This window comes from Dulcicalothrix desertica PCC 7102 (assembly GCF_003991905.1).
In the GTDB taxonomy this organism is placed as follows: domain Bacteria; phylum Cyanobacteriota; class Cyanobacteriia; order Cyanobacteriales; family Nostocaceae; genus Dulcicalothrix; species Dulcicalothrix desertica.
Map to the genome: position 1 here is coordinate 383,698 of NZ_RSCL01000001.1, position 20,223 is coordinate 403,920.

General features: G+C 39.6%; 16 protein-coding genes and 1 pseudogene. 11 read left to right on the forward strand and 6 right to left on the reverse strand.

Features of this window, described 5'->3' with window-relative positions; translation table 11 throughout:
- Positions 1-238: 238 nt before the first annotated feature.
- The gene (locus DSM106972_RS01625) at positions 239-1,711 is read right to left on the reverse strand and encodes a M16 family metallopeptidase (RefSeq protein ID WP_127078197.1); all 1,473 of its coding nucleotides are present in this window, start codon (positions 1,709-1,711) and stop codon (positions 239-241) included.
- Between the two features lie 41 nt (positions 1,712-1,752).
- Positions 1,753-3,390, reverse strand: a complete 1,638-nt coding sequence (locus DSM106972_RS01630; RefSeq protein ID WP_233787296.1) for a M16 family metallopeptidase — start codon at positions 3,388-3,390, stop codon at positions 1,753-1,755.
- 205 nt (positions 3,391-3,595) lie between these two features.
- Between DSM106972_RS01630 and DSM106972_RS01635 the strand changes: the two genes are divergently transcribed.
- Positions 3,596-4,207 (forward strand): TetR/AcrR family transcriptional regulator, encoded by a 612-nt coding sequence (locus DSM106972_RS01635; protein ID WP_127078199.1) that lies wholly within the window; start codon positions 3,596-3,598, stop codon positions 4,205-4,207.
- 121 nt (positions 4,208-4,328) lie between these two features.
- Here the strand turns inward: DSM106972_RS01635 and DSM106972_RS01640 are convergent, their stop codons facing one another.
- The gene (locus DSM106972_RS01640) at positions 4,329-4,778 is read right to left on the reverse strand and encodes a DUF4332 domain-containing protein (protein WP_127078201.1); all 450 of its coding nucleotides are present in this window, start codon (positions 4,776-4,778) and stop codon (positions 4,329-4,331) included.
- Between the two features lie 185 nt (positions 4,779-4,963).
- Between DSM106972_RS01640 and DSM106972_RS01645 the strand changes: the two are divergent.
- Positions 4,964-6,286, forward strand: a pseudogene (locus DSM106972_RS01645) (aromatic ring-hydroxylating dioxygenase subunit alpha).
- Between the two features lie 102 nt (positions 6,287-6,388).
- Positions 6,389-7,762 (forward strand): aminopeptidase P family protein, encoded by a 1,374-nt coding sequence (locus DSM106972_RS01650; RefSeq protein ID WP_127078203.1) that lies wholly within the window; start codon positions 6,389-6,391, stop codon positions 7,760-7,762.
- Between the two features lie 276 nt (positions 7,763-8,038).
- On the opposite strand, the gene DSM106972_RS55295 is transcribed toward DSM106972_RS01650, so the two are convergent.
- From DSM106972_RS55295 to DSM106972_RS52420, 3 genes are read right to left on the reverse strand one after another with little or no spacing between them, the layout of a single operon-like run.
- Positions 8,039-8,326, reverse strand: a complete 288-nt coding sequence (locus DSM106972_RS55295) for a hypothetical protein (RefSeq protein ID WP_127078205.1) — start codon at positions 8,324-8,326, stop codon at positions 8,039-8,041.
- Positions 8,298-8,585, reverse strand: coding sequence for a recombinase family protein (locus tag DSM106972_RS52415; RefSeq protein ID WP_201800671.1), 288 nt, complete (start codon positions 8,583-8,585; stop codon positions 8,298-8,300). The genes DSM106972_RS55295 and DSM106972_RS52415 overlap by 29 nt, the downstream gene beginning before the upstream one ends.
- A complete protein-coding gene (locus DSM106972_RS52420; RefSeq protein WP_201800661.1) occupies positions 8,586-8,822 on the reverse strand; it encodes a recombinase family protein in 237 nt (78 codons plus the stop codon).
- Positions 8,823-9,309: 487 nt separating this feature from the next.
- Between DSM106972_RS52420 and DSM106972_RS01665 the strand changes: the two genes are divergently transcribed.
- From DSM106972_RS01665 to ffh, 8 genes are all read left to right on the forward strand, one after another.
- Positions 9,310-10,368 (forward strand): glycosyltransferase family 2 protein, encoded by a 1,059-nt coding sequence (locus DSM106972_RS01665; protein ID WP_127078207.1) that lies wholly within the window; start codon positions 9,310-9,312, stop codon positions 10,366-10,368.
- Positions 10,369-10,380: 12 nt separating this feature from the next.
- Positions 10,381-11,583, forward strand: coding sequence for a glycosyltransferase family 4 protein (locus DSM106972_RS01670; protein ID WP_127078209.1), 1,203 nt, complete (start codon positions 10,381-10,383; stop codon positions 11,581-11,583).
- Positions 11,574-13,115: a lipopolysaccharide biosynthesis protein gene (locus tag DSM106972_RS01675; protein ID WP_127078211.1), complete on the forward strand. Its 1,542-nt coding sequence runs from the start codon at positions 11,574-11,576 to the stop codon at positions 13,113-13,115. Before DSM106972_RS01670 ends, DSM106972_RS01675 begins: the two co-directional genes overlap by 10 nt.
- A gap of 45 nt (positions 13,116-13,160) precedes the next feature.
- Positions 13,161-14,057 (forward strand): glycosyltransferase family 2 protein, encoded by an 897-nt coding sequence (locus DSM106972_RS01680; protein ID WP_127078213.1) that lies wholly within the window; start codon positions 13,161-13,163, stop codon positions 14,055-14,057.
- Between the two features lie 475 nt (positions 14,058-14,532).
- Positions 14,533-15,603, forward strand: coding sequence for a glycosyltransferase family 2 protein (locus tag DSM106972_RS01685; protein WP_127078215.1), 1,071 nt, complete (start codon positions 14,533-14,535; stop codon positions 15,601-15,603).
- A gap of 59 nt (positions 15,604-15,662) precedes the next feature.
- Positions 15,663-17,117, forward strand: coding sequence for an NAD(P)/FAD-dependent oxidoreductase (locus DSM106972_RS01690; protein ID WP_127078217.1), 1,455 nt, complete (start codon positions 15,663-15,665; stop codon positions 17,115-17,117).
- 69 nt (positions 17,118-17,186) lie between these two features.
- On the forward strand, positions 17,187-18,521 hold the full coding sequence (locus DSM106972_RS01695; RefSeq protein ID WP_127078219.1) for a glycosyltransferase 87 family protein: 1,335 nt from the start codon (positions 17,187-17,189) through the stop codon (positions 18,519-18,521).
- A gap of 164 nt (positions 18,522-18,685) precedes the next feature.
- The gene (gene ffh, locus DSM106972_RS01700; protein WP_127078221.1) at positions 18,686-20,158 is read left to right on the forward strand and encodes a signal recognition particle protein; all 1,473 of its coding nucleotides are present in this window, start codon (positions 18,686-18,688) and stop codon (positions 20,156-20,158) included.
- Positions 20,159-20,223 lie beyond the last annotated feature (65 nt).

The window sequence follows — 20,223 nt, forward strand, 5'->3', positions numbered from 1 at the left end:
AAAGGCAAGGTAGACAAGGTAGAAAAACGCCTCAAGAGTCTACTTGTCTTCCTGTCACCCGTGTCTGGGGTTTGGAGCGGAAAAAACCTACCCTTGTCAGGGAAGGGGGGTTAGGTTTTTCATATGCTTTTCCACATAGCGTGAAAAGTCAGACCGTAAGCGGATATCCCTTCATAGCGGGAAAACTCCGTTTACGTTCGCGACTCATAACAATCCGTTACATCCGTTTTATCCGTTGCTAACTTTGTGATGTTGCTGTTGGGCTAGGTATTGTTACATCAATAGGTGTTACTTTGGTAGCTAGTTGTGAAAGTGGAGGGTTAATGGCTGTTTGGTTTCCTACTACAAGTGTGACTAAATTATCTGGTTTGAGATATTTTTGTGCGACTTTTTGGACATCGGCAATTGTTGTTGCTTCTACTTGTTTACGGTAAGTAAATAGAAAGTCGGCAGGATATCCGTAGTATTCGTATCGAATTAAGCGCGATAGAGTTTGCGCTGGGTCTTGAAAGTTAAATACAAATGAGTTGAGCGTCGAATCTTTGGCAAATGCTAATTCGTTCGCTGGCACTGGTTCGCTTTGTAAGCGTTTTATTTCTGTTTGGATGGCTTTGACAAATTGTACTGTTGCATCACTACGAGTTTGTCCTCCAGCGATAAACATTCCCGGAAAGTCAAATTTAGGATTCCAGTATCCGTATACAGAATATGCTAAACCTTGACGCGAACGTACTTCGTTAAACAGGCGCCCACCAAATCCATTCAATACTCCATTGAGTACATCTAACGCTGCATAGTCTGGACTATTAAATTGTCCACCTAAATGACCAATTAAAACATTACTTTGTGTTAACTGTGGCTGATTAACAAAGTATACACCACCGCTACTTGCTTGGCTAACTTCAGGTAATTGAGGTTTAATAGGTGTTGGGCTTGGTTTCCAATCGCCAAATTTTGCTTGGATTAACGATTTCATTTTTTGCGAATCAAAATCTCCAGCAATACCCAAAATCATATTATTGGGATAAAAGTAAGAGTTATAAAACTTTACTAAATCATCACGAGTAATATTAGACAGCGTTGTAAACTCTGTAATGCGCGCGTAAGGACTAGTTTTACCGTAAACCAACTTCTTAAACTCGCGTTGGGCAATTTCATCTGGGCTATCATTACGACGAGAAATACTACCACTTTCTTGAGTCTTTGCTAACTCTAACTTTTCAGGAGCAAAAACAGGAGTTCGCAACACCTCAGCATATAACCCAAACACAGATTCTAAATCTTCGCTCAAACTTTGGAAATTAGCAGTTCCCATACTCTCACCAATACCCGTTTCTACCTCAGCAGCACGCGCTTCGAGTAGTTCGTTAAGCTGGTCAGGAGTATGTTCTTTCGTTCCCCCTGTTCGCATCACAGTGCCAACAAATTGAGCTAACCCAACTTTTTCTGCTGGTTCAAACCGATCCCCAGTTCTAATGGCCGCAGTCCCACTTACCAAAGGTAACTCATGGTCTTCCATCAAATAAACGACCATGCCATTACTCATAACATACCGCTCATACTTTGGTAACTTCACCTCCGGCAACGGTGGTAACTGCAAATCAGTATAATGCTTCGCCTCTCCACTAGCTGCCCAAGAATAATTAAAAGTCAAAAGCAAAAAGCAAAAAGTCAAAACCAACGTATAAACAAAACTTTTCTTCAACCTCATCTTCCAATAGTCCTTTGCGTTCTTTGCGGTTCGTTTTCTTCCTACTTACTTTTTGGTAACAACTTACCAATAGTTCGGTTCTGCGGTGTAAAAGTCGCTCTGGCAACTCTTTGCACATCCCTAGCACCTACAGCTTCCAACCGTCCCAACTGTTTAAACAAATTTCGCCACGAACCAGTCTTGACTTCATACTCCAACAACTGTTGTGCCATACCCATATTAGAATCAAGCGCTTCAATCAACTCAGCACGTGCTTGAGTTTTCACCCGCTTTAACTCAGCTTCAGTTACAGGTTCAGTTTTCAAACGCTCAATTTCTGCCCTTAACGAAGTCGCAACCTCATCAACCGAACGTCCAGGAGCAGTAAGCGCGTAAAATAACATTAAATTTGGGTATTTATCGCCAGGGAAACCGCTAAAACCTTGTGCAGCAAGCGCTAATCTTTTCTCCTCAACCAAAGATTTATACAACCTTGAAGTACGCCCATCACTTAACAACCTGCCAATAATGTTATATACCGCTTCATCAGGGTGCGTAATAGCTGGACGGTGGTATCCTTCTAAATACCAAGGTTGTGAAGGGAAATTGACTGTTACTTCGCGTGTTTGGGTTTGTTTCGGTTCAGTAGCAATTTTAGACTTTGGTTTAGGGCTAGACTTGTAGCGTCCAAAGTAAATTTGTGCAAATTGTTTTACCTGTGCTGGGTTAACATCACCAACCACAGCTATTGTCAAATTACTTGGCACATAATATGTTGCAAAGAAATCTCTAATATTAGCAGGTGTTAAATTGCGAATATCTTCGTCATAACCAATTACAGGGCGCCGGTAAGGATGAACTTTATACGCTGCGTCAACGAATTTCTCTATCATTAACCCGATAGGTGAATTCTCTACCCGTAACCGACGTTCTTCTAAAATTACCTGTTTCTCCTTGTAAAATTCGCGACCGAGTACAGGTTCTAAAAATCTTTCTGACTCTAACGACATCCACAACTCTAATTTATTTGCAGGAAAGCTGTATAAATAACGAGTTGCTTCGGTAGAGGTATTGGCATTTAAACCAACTCCACCTGCTTGTTCAACTATTTGCCCTAATTCGTTTTGCTTAACGAGTTTAACTGCTTGTGACTCTACAGAGTTGAACTGTGCTTGTAGTTTTTCCACCTCATCCGTTTTTTTCGCAGCTTTTGCCGCACGGATTTGTGAGTCTAGCTGTTCTAATTTATCAAGTAGCGGTTTTTCGGCTTTGTAGTCGATTGTACCGATACGTATTGTGCCTTTAAATGCTAAGTGTTCTAAAAAGTGTGCTACACCAGTTTGTCCAACGGGTTCATCAACACCACCGACATCAGCATAAGTTACAAATGAAACTACAGGCGCCTGATGACGCTCCAAAACAATAAACTTCAAGCCATTGTCGAGACGAAACTCGGTAAGGTTTTTAACTACCCGGTCTAAATATGGCTGAATTGAAGCTGAATTTGCTTTGGTTGGTGGCGCCGTTTTGGCAAGAGCAATTTCGGGTAAAAATCCCCAGGAAAAAAAGATGACAGTTACAAAAATTAACAGTAACTGCTGTCGCTGCTTCAATAATTGGTTTATCCTTGCGAATATCCCATTAATAATAAGCGCGTTTTGATAACTCACATTTAGCCGGAAGCCATTTATTCGGTTCATAACTGTTCTCTAACCTTAAGACATTAAACCAATTTGCAATTGCATTACTGCGTTATTACTCATCAAAAAATGAAAACCTCAGATGCGAAAATCACGTTTTGTACAGCTAGAGCCTTAATCTTGTATTAAGCTTTCTTGGCTTTCGCTTTTTATCGTTAGACAATAATGCTACACATCCAGTTCCGAAAATACTACGATAACTTCTATGCGCGTGTTCAATTCCCCCCCATCTTCTGAAGCACAAACTCGTGATCGTATTTTAACTGCAGCGCAACGTTTGTTTGCTGCCCAAGGTTTCGACGGTACCACAACGCGCGACTTAGCGCAGGCTGCAGGAGTTGCAGAAGGAACCTTATTTCGTCATTTTTCCAATAAAAAAGCTATTTTAGTCGAAGTTGCAACCCAAGGATGGGTAGAAATTCTTACTGATTTACTAACCGAGTTGAGCGAAATGGGTAGCTACAAAGCTGTTGCTCAAGTCATGAAGCGTCGAATGTGGAACATGCGTAAGAACGCTGACATGATGCGAGTTTGCTTTATGGAGGCACAATTTCATCCTGACTTACGCGAAAGAATTCAGCAAGAAGTCATTGAGAAAATGACTGGTGTTGCTGAAGCATTTTTTCAAGAAGCAATGGATAAAGGAATCTATCGCAAGATGGATGCCAATTTAGTTGCGAAGGTATTTCTGGGAATGTTTGCAGTTGCAGGCTTCTCAAACGAAACAATTGCATCACCCAATGCCTCACCTCAAGAAATGCAATCAATGGCTGAAGGTTTAGCTGACATTTTCTTAAATGGTGTACTGGCAAAGTAAAGTTATGAGTGCTGAGTGCTGAGTGCTGAGTGTTGAGTGTTGAGTGCTGAGTGCTGAGGAACGGAGTTAGGAGGAACGGAGTTAGGAGTGAAAAGTTATGAAATTATTTACTACTCAGCACTCAGCACTTTTCACTCAGCACTACTTTTGCTTCTTGAATCCATTGTTGGACTATATCAACAGCAGGACATAAATCACTTCGTTGCATGGTAGCCACCTGTAACCGCACAATTTGTTTATGAAGACGGTGTGTGGGTATTTGTGCTAACTGTACTACCGAAGCAACACCTGCATGAAGCAGTAACCCGCAGTATTGTGTTCCAATGCTTGGTACACGTGCTAAGTCAGCTAAAGCTATCCACTTGTTTATATAAGTTAAATGCATTTGTAGTTTGCTTGCTAGCTCTGTCCTCGTTTGCAAGGTTTTACCTTCCTTGACAAGTTCTTTAGTACTGTGTATTCCACAGTTTTGTAGTTGTAATTTATCTTGTTCGCTTAACCCTGGTAATTCTTCAACTGACCAATTGCAGGACGAGATACGGCTCATCCTGGTTTGTTTTTGCACAGTCATTTTATAAAGCTCAAATAAACACTCTTTTTACTATTGTGGCAAGTAAATAGCAGAATGCAATTTTATAGTTTTGATGATTTGGATAAATATAAACAATTTGATTGGATAATTTGAATAGTATATTAATAATGTGTTAACTTTTATAACTGTTTCTAATATTCATAATTAAAGAGTCGGTGCAAGCAATGTCATCAGAATTTAACTTTTTTCAGCACTGGTATCCATTAACTCCAGTCGAAGACTTAGACTCTAAATGCCCTACTCCTGTTACTATTCTAGGTATTCGACTTGTAATTTGGAAACCTAAATCATCTGATACATACCAGGTGTTTTTAGACCAATGCCCTCACCGTCTGGCGCCTTTGAGTGAAGGTAGAATTGATGATAAAACGGGTAACTTGATGTGCAGTTACCACGGTTGGCAATTTGATGAGCATGGCATTTGCACTAATATTCCTCAAGCATAAAATACTGATATAGTTAGTAAAAATAAAGACCATTTTAGCGTAACTTCTTTACCAGTTCGTCAAGCAAACGATTTACTTTGGGTATGGCTTGATACAAATTCTAGAGAGTTGGCAGATAATACTCCATTACCATTATCGCCTTATGCTGACACGAGCAAGGGCTTCTTTTGGAGTTCTATGGTACGCGATTTGGAATATGATTGGCAAACTTTAATCGAAAACGTCGCAGACCCTAGTCATGTTCCTTTTGCCCATCACGGTGTACAGGGAAACCGCAACAAAGCTTTTCCTGTTCCAATCAAAATTTCTACTAGTACCCCTGATTTAATTGAGGCGACTGTTGAAAGAGGTTTTAAGACTACAATTACATTTGAGGCGCCTTGTCGGTTAGAATATGCAATTCCGTTTGGTGAAGGCAAACAATTAGGTTTAATTACTTATTGTATTCCAGTCAGTCCCGGTAAGTCGCGCATTGTCGCTTTATTTGCCCGTAATTTTGCCCCAACACTGCACAAAATTACACCTCGCTGGTGGAAACATATTATGGAGCGCAACCAAATTCTAGATGGTGATATGGTGCTTTTACAAACTCAAGAGTATCTACTAAAGCAGAATTTTGAAAGTTGGAAAAATGCCTACAAAATGCCAACCAGTGCAGACCGCTTAGTTATAGAATTTCGTAATTGGTTTGATAAGTATTGCCAAGGCAAATTACCTTGGGAACAAGTCGGAATCAAACCATTGGAAAATACGAGTATTAATATTAATCGGCAAGAAATTCTGAATCGTTATACGCAACATACTCAAAATTGTAGTAGCTGTAGAGGCGCCTTGAAAAATATCTAATGTTTACAAATTTTTCTTTTAGCCTACTTTGCAATTTCAGTATCAATTGTTGCAGTCCTTCCCGATGCTCTTCGACAGACATTAGGTATTTCTCTGATAATTTTGGCACTTTTGGGTTTAGGAGCTTACGCAGGACTAAAATTATGGTTAGAACCTAAATTTTACTTCGTCGATTATATTCATGCTCATAAATAATTTTCACACCTACAATGTAGGGTGGGGACTGCCCACCTTACTCACACTGGGTAGAGGCTCTGCATAACCCAACATAAATCTAATCGTTTATATCAGTCTTTTATGACTTTATCTTTAATTGATACCCTGCGTGGTCGGCGCCAGCGTCTTGCCGACTTAATCAATTTTCCAGCAATACTTTGGGCAGGAAACAGCAGTCCTCGCAATTTTCCTGCCAATGTCTTTCCTTTCCGTGCAAGTAGTCATTTTCTATACTTTGCTGGGTTGCCTTTAGCGAATGCAGCAATTCGTTTGGAAGCAGGTAAGCTGGAACTTTTTATTGATGACCCCAAACCAAGCAGCGCACTTTGGCATGGTGTTACACCATCACGTGATGAAATTGCAAATAAAATTGGTGCGGATGCTGCATACCCAATGGCAGAATTAGCTTATCGAGTTGAAGGTGCAGCTACTATTGCCGTGCAAGATGCTGCAACATGGACTAGTCAAACACAAATATTCGACCGGATGGTTTTGCCGCAATTACCACCGCAAGGTATTGATTTAGAATTAGCTAAAGCTGTTATTAAATTGCGCTTGACTCATGATGAAGGCGCCTTAACTGAATTACGTTCTGCTGCTGCTGTTAGTGTAAAGGCACATGAAGCTGGAATGGCAGCAGTAAAAAGGGCTAAAACCGAAGCCGAAGTTCGAGCGGCAATGGAATCGGTGATTATTGCCCATAATTGCCAAACTTCTTACAACAGTATAGTGACTGTTCATGGTGAAGTTTTACATAACGAAGAATATCATAATACCATTCAACCAGGTGATTTACTGTTAGCTGACGTTGGCGCCGAAACTCGAAACGGGTGGGCAGCTGATATTACTCGTACTTTTCCTGTGTCTGGAAAATTTTCTTCTACCCAACTCGATATATATAATGTAGTGCTAGCGGCGCACGATGCTTGTATTGCTGCTATACGCCCAGGTGTAGAATATGCTGATATTCACCTTTTAGCTTGTAAAACAATTGCCGAAGGGTTGGTAGATTTGGGAATTTTACAGGGTAAACCTGATGATTTAGTCGAAAAAGATGTTCATGCGGTGTTTTTTCCTCATGGTATAGGTCATTTACTAGGGTTAGACGTGCATGATATGGAAGATTTAGGAGATTTAGCGGGATATGAAGAAGGGAGAGAAAGAAGCGCACGGTTCGGTTTGGGGTATCTCAGGTTAAGTCGTCCCCTACGTCCGGGAATGTTAGTAACCATCGAACCAGGATTTTATCAGGTGCCAGCAATTTTAAATTCCGCGCGCGAACAATACCAGTATTTAATTAACTGGGAGCGTTTGGAACAATTTGCTGATGTCCGAGGAATCCGCATCGAAGATGATGTATTAGTTACAGATACAGGCGCCGAAGTTTTAACAAAAGCATTGCCGACCAGTTCCACTGAAATTGAACAACTCGTAGCCCCAGTGGCACCGAAATGAGCATTAAGGGAATGCTCATCTTAGATATTACAGATACGCGCGATTTTTTTCAAAAACAATTTAATATTTTTATAACTTAATCTATCTTTAGGAGGAATACTTTTTTACTTGAAACATATTAACTACTCAAAGCCTATTTTTAAGATTCCTGAGTGCAAGAATTAGGGACAATAGTTCGATTTTGTATAGTCTAATATAGGCAGACGTAGTTTTCTATAATAGATAACTTCTACTTCTTCACAAAACCTTGTAGAAGGATTGGAATTGAATCCTAATCTAAAAGGGAATCACCATTGTGGGCGCATAACCTTCTAAATTTACCTTCCTGGGGGTAACTAACACCTCTCTATCCCCTATCCCAAAGGCTTTGGGGAATGCTTTTTTAAGGATATTATAACTGCCGTTGATATCCGCATTTATAGCAATACCATTCTGGGAAATATATAATCCTCTTTTTACCCGTTTACCTGATGGAATCCAATCTACGGGTTTGTTACCATGTACGGGAATAAAATCATTATCTATAAAACTTGCCTTAGATGTGTAAGATTCTGCGTTGTCCATATAACCGTGCGCTGAAAGATGTAATAATTGCAACTAAATCTGTCATTAACTCCAAGCGTCCATTTTCTGCCATGTTTACTATCTCCAGCCTGATGCCAAGTCGAGACAAAAGTAAATCCATGTAATTAGTGCCGAAACGAGATAATCTGTCTTTATGTTCAACAACTAGAACATCGAAGTCATCCCATTTTAGAAGTTTTTCTAGTTTTTTACGATTATCATTTAGACCGCTGCCGACTTCTTTAACAATATGAACTATTTAATACCCTTTTGCTTCCGAATACCTACACAATCTCTCAGCTTGGGATTCAAGATTTTTTCTATTTTCAGCACTGGACACGCGCGCATAAATTGCAGCCTTGGTGTATTTTTTATAACCAGGTTCGTTTTTTGGATCGAAGTCTACAATTACTGCTCCGGATGGAAGTTGCCGTGTGGGGTAGGGAATTAAATTATTTTTGTAGTGCTTCCAAGCAGTATGGTAGGCAATGCCCATATACTTGGCGACCGGCAGATAGTTTCATGTCATGTCTGGAAGATTATACTATACCTGACGCGAGTTAGCCTATAGAATGAGTAAAGTTTTATCATACTGCGAGCGTGAATGAATTTTAATTCCCTCCAACCCCTTTAAAAATGGGGCTAATGGGGAATCTATTTTAAATTAATGTCAAAACTTATGTAATTTCATAAGTAAAAAATGTAGTCGATACAAAGCGGTTATGTAAAATGATGAAGAATTGGTAAAGTTACTGTGAATATTCTCAAGAACAAATAATTGGTATTATATTAATATTATACTGAGGCATTATAGCTTCAATTTAGCTAGTCAAAACTCCTTGCTTTGTTCGTATGACGTTCGTATAAGCTAAGTAATGCTACGCCATCTGCTTTGTAAGTTGCAGTTATGGTAAACAGTGATTTTGCTTTGCTTGGATAGTTAAGCTAGTTTCACTGTGTGAATACAATATTTACTAATACTTATGACAAATCCACAAGTTACGATTGTTGTAGTGCCGCGTGAGCGTTTCAGCTACACTCGTCAATCACTTGAAAGTATCTATGAATACACAACAGTCCCTTTTAAGTTGATTTATGTAGATGGTAACTCACCAGCAAAGGTACAGCAATATTTGCAAGAGCAAGCACAAGAAAAGAATTTTGAGTTAGTTCGGACAGATTACTATCTTTCACCAAATCATGCCAGAAATATGGGTTTGGCAAAGGTTAGTACAAAATATGTTGTTTTTTTAGATAACGATGTTATTGTTTCACCAAATTGGCTAGAAGCATTAGTGCAATGTGCTGAAGAAACAGGCGCCACAGTAATTGGACCTCTGATGTGTCATGAGGAACCAGTACATGAAGTCGTTCACTGTGCAGGTGGCGAAACACATATAATTGTTGACGCAACGGGTAGGCGCCGATTGCGAGAAAAGATGTACAAACAAGGGCATCAGGTAGCGGATCTGCTTCCTAAGATGCAGAGGACACAAACAGAATTGTGCGAGTTTCACTGCATGTTTGTTCGCACTCAAATATTTGAGCGGCTCGGCATGTTCGATGAAAGAATACTTAATTCTAAAGAACATCTTGATTTCTGCATGAATGTAATTCAAGCCGGAGAAACAGTGTACTTTGAGCCAGCAAGTGTCATTACTTATGTGCCGATGGTGCCTCTCAAATGGACAGACTTACATTTTTACATGTTGCGCTGGAGCGATGCTTGGGAACTGGCTAGCTTGAGTCGATTGCGTGAAAAATGGGGCTTGGCTGAGGATGGATATTTCCAACACAAGTACAAATCTTTGGGATGGAGACGTAGAGATACAATCCTTTCGCCAATTATCCGTAAATTTACTTTTGGTATCAAGAACCAACTACTCGAAAAAATATTGATGTTCGGTTTGCTAGCGCCAGTAGAAAAACTCCTGAATCGTTACCTAACATCAAGCTATGCGAAAAAGCATCTAAAGTCACACAGTACAGATTCACCAAAATTATTAGGAGAACTAGCAGAAACAGCTGTACTGCATAGCTAAAGGCGTAGTTAAATGAAAATTCTCCTAATTCACGATTACGGTACGGCGACTGGAGGAGCGGAATTACAGATGCTGGCATTGCGTCAAGATTTACGCAAGCGCGGGCACGATGTTCGCTTGTTTACAAGTTCCGGTTTACCAGTTGCCAATAGCCAAATATTGTCAGATTACAGTTGCTTCGGCATAACTAATTCGTTACAAGTACTTTCCCAAGCTGCGAATTTTTCTGCTTATTTCAACTTGCGTCGCATCTTGGAAGAATTTCAACCTGATGTCGTCCACGTGCGAATGTTTATGTGGCAGCTTTCGCCACTAATTCTACCTTTGTTGCGTCCATTTCCGTGCTTATACCAAACTGCTGTGTATAAAGCTATTTGTCCGTTGGGTACTAAAGTTTTACCGGATGGCAGTCCTTGTAATGACCCTGCGGGAATAGCTTGTTTGCGTAACCGCTGTTTAACACAATCCTGGGTAGTACTGATGGTACAACGCCAACTTTGGCTGCGCTGGCGTTCGGCTTTCGATGTGGTGGTTGCTCTGAGTTATAAGATGAAAGCGAAGCTAGAAGCCGAGGGAATTTCACCTGTTGAAGTTGTTCATAACGGTGTACCCGCACGAGCGATGCGTCCACCTCTTTCTACACCACCAACGGTTGCGTTTGCAGGGCGCCTAGTACCAGAAAAAGGAGTGGATTTTTTATTCAGAGCATTTGCACCAGTTGTGGCACAAGTTCCTCAAGCTAGGTTAGTGATTGCAGGTCAAGGTTCAGAGTTAGCTGCTTTAAAAATGCTTGCGGAGGAATTAGGTATATTAGCAAACATTACATGGTTAGGTCATGTACGACGAGAAGAAATGGAGCGGCATTTTGATGGAGCTTGGGTACAGGTAGTGCCATCACTTTGGGAAGAACCATTTGGAAATGTCACAACCGAGGCAATGATGCGGGGTACTGCGGTAATTGCCAGTGCAGTTGGCGCCCAGCCAGAAATAATAAGTGAGGGTAAAACAGGCTTTTTAGTGGCGCCGAATGATGTGTCCGCATTAACGGCAGCGTTGTTACGTTTGTTGCTGAACCAAAATTTAGCAGAACAAATGGGGCAAGCGGGACATCAAAGAGCTGTTACTCACTTTAGCGAAGACCGTCGTACTGAAAACTTTTTAGCAATTTACGAAGAACTGCGAGCAAAATACCAATACCAACTCGGATGGACATAAACCCGAAATCAAAAGTTAATCAACATCAGTATGTCGATAATGATGCCTCAAACGCTGACCTCAAACAGAAGTCGCTACGGTCTGGGTTAATCACTTTTGGTGCCCAACCGATAAAGCTGGCTATTGGTATTGGGTCAACAGCTATGTTGGCACGTTTGCTGACACCTGCTGATTTTGGTTTGCTAGCGATGGTATCTCCTCTGTTGTTGCTTGCAGATAGTTTGAGCAACTTGGGAATGGAGACAGCAACAGTACATAAAGAAAAGCTAGAACATACTTTACTTAGCGCTATCTTTTGGCTGTCCCTCGGAGTTAATGTTGTAGTGTTTGGGCTAATGGTTTTAACAGCCCCTCTCCTAGCTTGGTTCTACAAAGAGGCAAGGTTAACAGAAGTTACTTTGGTGCTAGCTGTTGGGTTTTTCAGCCAGTGTTTGACATTTCTGCATAAATCCCTGTTAAAGCGGCAAATGCGCTTTGGAACGCTAACAGCAATTGATGTTGCTTCGTTATTTATAGGTAATGGTTGTGCGCTGTTGGCAGCTTGGCTTGGTTTTAATTACTGGGCATTAGTGTTGCAGGTTGTTATCGTACAATTTATTCAAAGTATTGCGTGTTGGTTTGCTTGCGATTGGCGCCCTGCTCGTTATTCTTCATATTTTCTCACCTTAGATGCCAACAAAAAGACGATGTTTGCTTATGGAGGAAATCTTACTGCCTTCCGAGTTTTTACTCGTCTTAGCAAGAGACTAGACCGTATTTTAATTGGTTACTTTAGCGGCGCCAGAGCTTTAGGTCTTTACGATGTCGCTTATCGGTGGGCATATTTTTCATTCGAGTTGGTTTATATGCCTTTGTTCGATGTGGCTGTATCGAGTTTTAGCCGTGTGCAGCATGACCCGGACTTGTACCGTGCTTACTGCCGTCGAGGGTTAATGCCTATTTTTGCTTTATGTATGCCAGCGCTAGCGTTTTGTTTTGTAGAAGCTCGTGAAGTGATTCTTTTACTGTTAGGAAATCAATGGTTAGAGGCAGTTCCAATCTTCCAACTATTAACAGTGGCTGTGTTTTTCAACAGTACAGATAGGGTTACTAAGTGGCTCTACGTGTCGGAAGGTCAAACCCAAAGGCAGTTTCATTGGAGTCTTATTTCTAGTCCTGTAATGATTTTCGCGCTGGCAGTTGGTGCTACTTGGGGTGCTTATGGTATTTCGATGGGGTATGCAGTAGCAACTTGCTTGCTTGCTTTTCCCAGTATTACATACTGCCTGAAAACATCGCCTCTTTCTATAAATGACTTTCTAAGTGCTATTGCTCCCTCTGCATTGGCTTCCGTTGCGGGTGGAGTTGTGTTATTTGCAAGTAGATTCGTTTTACCTAATACTACGAATATCATTTTAAATTTACTTATTAAGCTGACAGTTTTTGGAATTACTTATTTTTCAATATGGCTTGTTTTTCCAAGTACTAGGGAGGTTAAGACAGAAATACTAATCAAACTAAAACAGTTAATTTCAAAATTTAAACACAATTAGCTTCGTCTCAGTTTTTAAGAAAACGCAAACCTCATTCATTAAATCATGGCACAACAATATTTGTTCTCAATCATCATCCCTACTTACAACCGTCCAGAACGGCTATCAAATTGTCTTGATTCGTTAACACAAATTGATTACCCGCGCGCTGACTTTGAGGTGGTCGTAGTTGATGATGGTAGCAAGATGTCTCTAGAACCTGTGGTTGCGGCAGTAAAAGATAAACTCAACCTAACGTTCGTTAGGCAAATTAATGCAGGACCCGCTAGCGCACGCAATACAGGCGCCTCCAAAGCACAAGGTAAATATTTAGTTTTTACCGACGATGACTGTGCCCCTGCATCTGATTGGCTTTCAAAACTCGCAGTTCGCTTTTGGTCGGCGCCAGATGTCATGATTGGTGGTCATACTATTAACGCTTTGAAAGAAAATCTATATTCTATTGCTAGTCAAACACTGATAGATTACTTGTATGAATACTACAATACTAATTCCCTACAACCCAACTTTTTTGCCTCGAATAATATAGCACTAAGAGCCGAAACTTTTCGCTTACTAGGTGGTTTTGATACCAGCTTTCCTCTTGCTGCTGCGGAAGACAGGGAATTTTGCGACCGTTGGTTATATAAAGGGTACAAAATGATTTATGCACCAGAAGTACAAGTTTATCATACTCATGAATTGACTTTGCGTAAATTATGGCGCCAGCACTTTAACTATGGTCGTGGTGCTTTTTGCTTCCATAAAATCAGGTCAAACAGAATTAGTCAGCCTATAAAGGTAGAGCCTTTATCGTTTTATCTAGATTTGTTGACTTATCCGATTTCACGATTATCAAGCAAAATCGGGGTGTTAGTAACAGCCTTAATTTTTATATCACAAATAGCAAATGCAGCCGGATTTTTCTGGGAACGGAGCCACAGCCCATCGATTCCCAGCTGAATTTAGAATTTTTTTCCGTTGTGTATTTATTTTTCAAGGAAAAGAGAGTTGTAAATATGTTTATAATATGTGTTTATAATGTGTGTATATATTTCTAAGAAGAGAATATTTTTTAAATATGTCTCTAGATAGATATATATTTCTATAATCTCGATAAAGAGGGATAAAAAATGAGTGTTGATTTAGAAGTTGTCAAAATTTTTAGAGGATAGATGTCGGCTTAATAATTATATAGCTATGGGTGATTTTTTTACTTCTGGTAAAAGTTTGGCATAAATAATTAGAGCTTGAAGATTTAGACAACAAAACTTAAAGTTTTGGCAAAGATACGAAAACTTAATGTTAGCAAACTAACCAATTTATGTTATTATAATTATCTATCGCATACTGATAAGTACTGAAGCTAAGAGTTATCAGCGGTCTAAATATTTTGATGAGAATATTCTCATGAAACTAAAAACTAATAACGGTTATTATGACTGATAATATACATAATTCAAATATGTCTTTAAGTACTTCATCGAAGAAATTGGAAATATCAGTGATTATTCCAGTATTCAATGGTGGGGCTAGCTTCAAAAGCTGCTTGTCTAATTTAGCATCTATGATGCCACCTCCATGCGAAATAATCGTTGTTGCTGATGGCGATACTGATAATTCATGGTTGGTTGCCCAACAATTCGGCGCCAAAGTGTTGAGACTTACAACATGTAACGGGCCAGCAAAAGCGCGTAATTTAGGAGCGCAAGCTGCTTCATGCGATATTTTATTTTTCATTGATGCTGATGTGACTGTTTACCCAGATATTATTGAGCGGGTAGAAAAAATATTTATAGACAAGCCAGAACTAGCTGCAATTATTGGCTCTTACGATGATACACCTGGGGAACCCAACTTTTTATCGCAGTACAAAAATCTTTTTCACCACTATACACATCAAACGGCTAACGAAGAAGCGTTCACTTTTTGGGGCGCCTGTGGTGCAATACGTCGTGACGTGTTCTTTGCTGTTGGTGGTTTTGATGAAAGCTATCGCCGACCAAGCATTGAAGATATAGAGTTGGGTTATCGGTTGCAAAAAGCAGGCTATAAAATTCGCCTGTGTAAAGATATACTAGTGAAACATTTAAAACACTGGTCTCCAGTTTCTTTGTTGAAAGCAGAATTTTTCTACCGCGCGTTACCTTGGGTTGAATTAATATTGCGTGATGGCGCGAAAAATGATTTAAATTTAGGTATTAAAAGTCGTTTGAGCGTTATTGCAGTTTATACTCTTACTCTAGCTTTAATAGCAAGTTTGTGGTTGCCTCAATTTTTGATAGTAGCTTTGGCATTAAGTTTACTCCTTCTGGGTTTAAATCTACCTGTCTATAGATTTTTTTATGAAAAACGTGGGTTTTGGTTTGCACTGCGCGTTATACCTTGGCATTGGTTTTATTACTTATATGGTGGTTTAGCTATCGTTCTCGGAACAATTCGCTATTTTTGGCAGCAATATAAGTTTTTTAAACCCGACATTGTTAATGCTTCTAAGACTTCGCTCTAATTAATTCAAGTTTTCATCCAACAAAATAATCTCAATCAATATACCTAGGAATTTAAACAATGCAAAAATATCCTGTAGTTATTATCGGTGCTGGACCAGCTGGTCTTACTGCTGCTTATCAACTAATGAAGGAGAACATAAAATCTATTGTTTTAGAGCAATCCGACAAAGTTGGAGGAATATCTCGTACAGAGACATACAAAGGTTATCGTTTTGACATTGGTGGTCATCGCTTCTTCACTAAAGTTACTGAAGTTGAAAAGCTTTGGTACGAAGTGATGGGAGATGAATTCATCAAAGTCCCACGTATGTCACGCATCTACTACAAAGGTAAGTTTTTTAACTACCCACTGACTCTATTTAATACGCTTCAGAACATCGGTATTGTCAACAGTGCTTTAATCTTATTAAGTTATTTTAAAGCAAAGGTACAAGCAAGAATGCGAACCAATTGGGAAGCAGAAAACTTTGAAGAATGGGTAACAGACCGTTTTGGCAGTCGTCTGTATGAGACTTTTTTCAAAACCTACACCGAAAAAGTCTGGGGAATTCCTTGTACTCAAATTCGTGCAGACTGGGCAGCACAGCGTATTCAAGGTATGTCACTCAAAAGAGCAGTTATTAATGCTTTGTTTGGTAGCCAAAATGCTAAAAGCCTAATTAAAGAATTCGATTACCCGCTTTTAGGGCCGGGAATGATGTGGGAGCGATTTCAAGAAAAAGTAGAAAGTCAAGGTTCTCCTGTATTAATGGAAACCCAAGTAACTCGTGTTGAACGCGAGGGAAATCGCATTAAAAGTATCACAGTACTACAAGCAGATAAAACAATTCAAATTACGGGCGCCAACTTTATATCTACAATGCCAGTAACCGCACTACTGCATCGGATGGATCCTCAACCTCCTGAACATGTGTTGGAAGCAGCGCGAGGTCTAAAGTATCGAGACTTCTTAATTGTGTCATTAATCATTGATGAAAAAGATTTATTTCCTGACAACTGGATTTACATCCACAGTCCCGAGTTCAAAGTAGGAAGGATTCAAAACTTTAAGAATTGGAGTCCGGCAATGGTACCCGATGCTTCTTATACTTGTTTAGGGATGGAATACTTTTGCAGTCAGGGAGATGAACTTTGGGAAATGTCTGACTCTAAGTTAATAGAACTTGCTAGTCGTGAAGTTGTTAACCTTGGTTTAGTTAGTAATATAAACAAAATTGAAGATGGTACTGTGATTAGACAGTATAAAGCGTATCCAGTATACGATGGTGAATACCAAAAGCATTTGAAAGTTATCCAAACTTATCTAGAAGGGTTTGAAAATCTTCAAACAGTTGGTAGAAATGGAATGCATCGATACAATAATCAAGACCACTCAATGCTGACAGGTATGTTGGCAGTCAAAAATATTTTGGGAGAAAACCATGATTTGTGGAATGTCAATACCGAACGCTCTTATCATGAAGAGTTTACAGTAGAAGAATCAAAGCAAAAAGTTCAAGCTTTGGCAAAATAAATCATGTAGGTGGGGCTATGCCCTACTTACACAAGCAGCAATTATGTAATTAAATTTCGCAGAAAAAATATGCAAATTAACCAAAAACATTTAAACAAATTCGTAAACATATTACTTGTTTTTGCACTGATAATTGCATTACTTGGTTTCGTCACAGATATACGAAATACATTCAAATTTGGGGGAATCGACTTAAGAAATCGAGTTGTAGGAGCAAGACTTTTAACCAAAGGTTTAGACCCATATCATTTTAAGTGGACTCCAAGTGATGACCAAAGATTGCTTGACCCGTTAGATTGGCCAACTATACCTGTTACAAGGACTACTGTTAATCCTAGTGTATTATTATTTCACTCACTTTTTGCAAATCTACCTTACTTTCCTCAACGAATAATTTGGTTTGTAATACAGTGGTTTTGTTTAATAGCATCCGTATTTATATTTATCAAAAATAATTTACACGATTTCCGAACAAAATCAATACTAATTAGCATTTTAATATTTATATGTGGCAGTTCAATCTGGAGAATACACGTTGATGTCGGGCAATTTTATATTATTCTCGTTTTCTTATTAGCTTTAGCTTATCAATTTTTCAGTTCAAAAATCAAATATGGTAACGCTTTAGGAGGCTTTTGCATTGGTCTAGCTGCCTGCTTTCGATTTCCTCTTATTATCATGGTGCTACCAATGATAATTTTCAAAAAAGTTAAAATGTTAACAGCTACACTGCTGAGTTTTTTCTTTTGCTTAGTAGTATCTATACTATTTACAGGTTTACCAGCTTGGCAGAATTATTTTTCGGCAATGGCAACTAATGGCAAACTTAATATAGAATCTCTGAAAGTAGATGGAGTTGATGTCAAAAAGATTTTTCCTAAAATTGTTGAGGGAATGAATAATTTACAAGACTTTAATGGAGGAATACCTAATTCTAATTCATCACTGCAATTTTTCTTAAAAGACAGCTTATCTTTACAACTAGAAAGCAAATATTTTGTCATAATTATTGCCACGATTTTATTAATATATAGTTTTATAATTTATCAATATCGCAATAACAGTAATAACAAAACCAATATTAAAGAAATCGACCTATTCTTTTTTATTAGCATAATAAATGTTTTAATCGTTGATTATTTAATACCTGCACCTAGACATGTTTATAACAACCTTTTTTATCTAATTCCTTTAATTTTGTTGTTAAAAAACATGAACCCATTTAATACTCAAATGTTAAGCTGCACTATGTTGATGTTTATTGGTTTTTTAACCCTAAATGGAATGTTTGCTTGGTTACCATACGAAATCCAAGTTGGTGAGTTTATCATGCTAGGGTCAATGATATTGATGAGTGTAATATTTATAAAAGGTAGTATCCCAATTTTACCTAAAAAACTTTAATTCTCAACCGCTTACAGTATAAATTTGATGATTTTTTTGTTGTCGAGAGTTAAGAGTATATTGGTAGTTTGCGATGATTGAGGGCGTTTGAGCGTTGTGAGATATGACAGTCTGGCTCAAAAACTACTAAGCTGGATATATAGCCTACTTGTAAAAATCCTTGTATGTTTGACGCACTATCAGACCGTTTAGAATCAGCCTGGAAGAAACTCCGAGGTCAAGATAAAATCTCTCAATCGAATATTCAAGATGCTTTGCGGGAAGTGCGCCGCGCGCTGTTGGAAGCTGATGTTAACCTCCAGGTTGTCAAGGACTTTATTAACGACGTTGAAACAAAAGCGCAAGGCGCCGAAGTAATTTCTGGTGTTAAGCCCGACCAGCAGTTTATTAAGATTGTTTACGACGAACTGCTAGCGGTCATGGGGGAAGAAAATGTTCCTTTGGCACAGGCGTATAATGCTCCGACAGTAGTGTTAATGGCTGGGTTACAAGGTACTGGTAAAACCACAGCTACGGCAAAGTTAGCGTTGCATTTACGTAAAATCAATCGTACTTGTATGATGGTGGCGACCGACGTTTATCGTCCTGCCGCGATTGACCAGTTAATAACTTTGGGTAAGCAAATTGATGTACCCGTATTTGATATGGGTAGCGATGGCAACCCCGTAGAAATTGCCCGTCAAGGTGTTGAGCGAGCTAAAGCTGAAGGTATTGATACTGTAATTGTAGATACTGCTGGGCGCCTGTTTATTGACGCTGATATGATGGCGGAACTTGCCAGTATTAAAGAAACCGTCAAACCCGACGAAGTTTTATTAGTCGTGGACGCGATGACGGGACAAGAAGCTGCTTCTTTAACTCGTACCTTCCACGAACAAATTGGAATAACTGGCGCCATTTTAACCAAGATGGATGGTGATAGCCGTGGTGGTGCGGCGTTGTCGGTACGGCGAATTTCTGGACAACCGATTAAGTTTATTGGTGTAGGGGAAAAAGTCGAAGCGTTACAGCCATTTTATCCTGACCGGATGGCATCGCGAATTTTGGGAATGGGTGACGTTTTAACCCTGGTGGAAAAAGCGCAGGAAGAAATTGACCTCGCTGACGCTGAGAAAATGCAAGAAAAAATTCTCAGTGCGAAGTTTGATTTTACCGACTTTCTCAAACAGTTACGTTTGTTAAAGAATATGGGGTCGCTGGGGGGAATTATGAAAATGCTTCCCGGTATGGGCAAAATAAGCGACGACCAGCTTAAACAGGGTGAAGTTCAGTTGAAGCGTTGCGAAGCGATGATAAATTCCATGACCCCTAAAGAACGTCGCGACCCAGATTTACTTGCGAGTTCTCCTAGTCGTCGGCGCCGTGTTGCGGGTGGTTCGGGGTATAAAGAACCTGACGTGAGTAAATTAGTCAGTGATTTTCAACGAATGCGCTCAATGATGCAGCAAATGGGTCAAGGAAACTTTCCTGGAATGCCTGGAGGAATGTTTGGCGGTATGGGTGGTGGTATGCCAGACCCATATGCAGCAGGTGGTCGTCCAGCAGCACCTGGATGGCGTGGGTATAATGGTGGCGCCGCCGCTGGCAAAAAGAAACAGAAAAAGGATAAAAAGAAAAAGGGTTTTGGAACGCTTTAAAGAAACCGAAGAAACCTGGTTTCGGGAGCAAAATCGCTATTTTCATTACAAGAAAAGAATAAGAA